Source organism: Mesorhizobium sp. M7A.F.Ca.CA.001.10.2.1 (assembly GCF_003998575.1).
Classification (GTDB): Bacteria; Pseudomonadota; Alphaproteobacteria; order Rhizobiales; family Rhizobiaceae; genus Mesorhizobium.
Window position 1 is genome coordinate 1 of the sequence record NZ_RZQY01000679.1, and the last position, 3,224, is coordinate 3,224.

Genomic DNA, 3,224 nt, shown 5'->3' on the forward strand with positions numbered 1-3,224 from the left:
CAGGCCGCCGCTGGGGAGATAGCCGACCACGAACAGACCGGCGGCTCGTGCTGCCTTTGTGCCGGTGCGGCTGTCTTCCACGGCCACCACCGACCCTGGAGCTACGGCGAGCTGCCGGCAGGCCTCGCGATAGGGCGTGGGGTCGGGCTTGCCGGCCGACACGTCGTCGAGGCTGATTGTGAGACTCATATGGTCGAGCACGCCGAGCCCATCGAGATTGGCATTGACGACTTGCCGGCCGGAATTCGAGACGCAGACCTGCGGGACGCCGCGGTCAGCCAGGGTCCGAATCGTCTCGACCGCCTCGGGGATCGGGACGGCGTTCGCCCGGTTCGCGACGTAGTGGGCATTGATAGCGGCGAGCCACTCCGCCTGGTCGAGCCCGACCGGGAGACGCGGACGCAGCATTGTCCAGACGTCGCCCATATGGATGCCGCGAAAGGCTTGGTCGGGCAGGTCGTCAAGATCGACGTTCCAGTTGCGGCAGCCGGCGAGGAGGGATTGATGATGCAACGGCTCGCTGTCGATCAGCGTTCCGTCGATGTCCCAGGCGACGGCGCGATACATCACGATGACGATCCCGCTCTGGTCGCGCCAGGAGCCGACAGGCGCGCATAAAGATCGCGATAGCGGCGATAGCCGTCGCGGTAGATGTCAGCCTTGCGCGGGTCGGGATCGAGCCGGTCGGCGAAGCTGACGAAACCGGAAACGCCCGACCAGTCGTCGGTCAGGCCGACGCCGATCGCCGCCGTCCAGGCAGCGCCGATACAAGAGCCGGGGTGCCCGGTCAGGCGTTGGACCGGCTTTTGCAGGACATCCGCGACAATCTGCATCCAGACCTTGCTGCTTGAGCCGCCGTCGGAGGCGAGATAGCGCTCGGTCCGGTGGCCCATGTCGTTGAGCACCTCGATATGATGCGCGATGGCGAAGGCATAGGCCTCGAGCAAAGCGCGCCAGACATGGCCGATATCGTGCGACAGCGTCAGCCCATCGATCACGCCACGAGCCGCTGGATCATGGATCGGCGTCTTCTCGCCGAGGAAGTAAGGCAGGACGGTGAGGCCGTCGGCACCGGCGGGACGCTCTGCCGCCAGCGCATCGAGCCGCTGGTGTACCGAAATACCATCGGCCTGTGCCGTGGCCATCTCGCCGCCGGCGAAATTGCGTACGAACCAGTTGAGGCCCGAGCCGCCGGTCGACATACAGCCATTGGGCATGAACAGGCCCGGCACCAGGTGGTAATCAAGATACATGCGGGGATCTGGCTTGATCTGATCGGTGGCGATCAGGATATCGACCGAGCCGCCGAATTTCAGGAGGACATCGCCTGCTTTGGCAACTCCGGCGCCGAGCGCGGAAGCGATCATGTCGGCCGCACCCCCGACGACAGGTGTTCCCGCCATCAGGCCGGTCTCATCCGCGGTCTTCGCCGAGACGGAACCGAGGATCTCATGCGAGGCGATCTTTCGTGGCACGGCCGAGCGCGGTATGTGGGCGAGCGCCACCAGGTCGTCGTCGATCCGGTGCGTCGAAACATCGACGAAGCCGGCCTCCAGCGCCCAGTTCTGCTCGACCGCACGTTCACCGGTGAGGCGCCAGTTGATATAGTCATAGGAGCCGAAAACGGTGGCGATGCGGCTGAACACCTCCGGCTCGTGACGCTCTATCCAGCGCAGCTTTGCGGTGACCAGCTGTTGGTTGATGCCGTTGCCGGCCTTGGCGATGAAAGCCGCCTCATCGCATTCGGTCCGCAGTTCGGCAACTTCGGCGCCACAGCGGCCGTCGCTCTGCTGGATGCTCGGTCGCAGCACCTCGCCCTGCTCGTCCAGAAGAACGACCGCCGGCAGCATGCCGGTGGTGCCGATCGCCACGATCTCTTCGGCCTTGATGCCGCTGGTCCTCAGCAGCTCCTGCACGATCTCGCGGACATTGGTCCACCATTGCGCGGGATCTTCCTCGGCCCAGCCCGCATGCTCGGAATGCAGCGTGACGGGGCGCGAGGCGAGGCCCAGCACCTGATCGGGAAGCCGGATCAGAATGCCGATCGTCGAGGTGGTGCCGATATCGAGACCGAGAACGAACGCCATGTCGAATCCATTGAAATGCCGGGAAGGGCAGGCGGGCGAACCTGTCTGCCTCGTCGTGTCCCGCTGCTCGATACCAGTCGATCATTCCGGACGCCGGCCCGCAACGATCGATATGATCACCGCGAGCCGGCGCGATGGCCGGCATCGCCGTGGAAGCCGTTCTCAGCGCAAAGTGGCGACAACGTCCATGAAGCGTTTGACCCGATCGCCGTCGACGGCGTTCCAGGTATTGCCATCGATCTTGAAATGGGTCCCGATCACGACCCCGCTCGCCAGCGAAAGGACATCGCGGACATTGTCGATGTTCACGCCGGTGTTGGCGAAGACCGGCACGTCCTTGATCGTCTCGCAGACGCTGCGCAGGTGGGACTGGTCGGCCGGCTGGCCAGTGATCGGACCGGAAACGAGGATGGCGTCGGCCATCGACGAGAACACCGCGCTCTTGGCGCGCAATTCAATAGGACGCTGGTCGAGCGAGTGTGCGAACTCTGCATTGATGTTGAAGAGAAGCTTCATGTCGTCGCGGCCAAGATTGTGCCGCAGGCGCGAGGCGGCGGCGCAATCGGGCTCCCACAGGCCCATGTCGGAAGCAAACAGGCCGGTGAAGATCTCGCGCACGAAACGGGCTCCGGTGGCAGCCCCGATCGCGACGCTGGCAGTCGGATCCCAGAGATAATTGACGCCAAACGGCACCTTCAGCTCGGGTTTCACCGCCTGGACGATCGCAGTCATGGCGGCAATACCTTCGGGCGGCGCCTTGAAGACATAGGGGCGGTCGTTCTCGTTGCCGAACATGATGGCATCGACGCCGCCGCTCTGCAGCTTGCGGATGTCGGAGAGTACGCCATCGATCAGCTTGTCGAGGCCGCCATCGGCATCATAAAGGGGCGTTCCCGGCAGGGCACCGATATGTGCCATCGAGATGACAGCCTTCTTCTTGTCGCCGAAAAATTCAAATACCATCGAGTCGTCTCCTTGGGGATAAAGTGAAAATGTTGCGCCTCAGTCGCGCGTCAGCGGCGGCGCGATGCGCAGGTCGACCTTGGCCGCGGCGAGCGCCGCGGCGATCTTGGCCGGCGGCTCGGCATCGGTGATGAGGATGTCGATGTCCGACAGTGGCGCTATCCGCACCAGCGA

At 64.2% G+C, this 3,224-nt stretch carries 3 protein-coding genes; all 3 read right to left on the reverse strand.

Annotation, left to right across the window (positions count from 1 at the left end; translation table 11 throughout):
* On the reverse strand, positions 1 to 567 hold a 567-nt coding region (locus EN964_RS29830; RefSeq protein WP_164776082.1), incomplete at its 3' end, for an HAD family phosphatase.
* Entirely contained in the window at positions 567 to 2,087 is a 1,521-nt protein-coding gene (locus tag EN964_RS29835; RefSeq protein WP_127268746.1) for an FGGY-family carbohydrate kinase, read from the reverse strand. The genes EN964_RS29830 and EN964_RS29835, both read right to left, overlap by 1 nt.
* A 162-nt stretch (positions 2,088 to 2,249) precedes the next feature.
* A complete protein-coding gene (locus EN964_RS29840) occupies positions 2,250 to 3,050 on the reverse strand; it encodes a BtpA/SgcQ family protein (RefSeq protein WP_023809131.1) in 801 nt (266 codons plus the stop codon).
* Between the last annotated feature and the right edge of the window lie 174 nt (positions 3,051 to 3,224).

Coding starts and splice junctions, on each gene's coding strand:
- EN964_RS29840 (WP_023809131.1), bottom strand. CDS start 3,050: ATGGTATTTGAATTTTTCGGCGACAAGAAGAAGGCTGTCATCTCGATG.
- EN964_RS29835 (WP_127268746.1), bottom strand. CDS start 2,087: ATGGCGTTCGTTCTCGGTCTCGATATCGGCACCACCTCGACGATCGGC.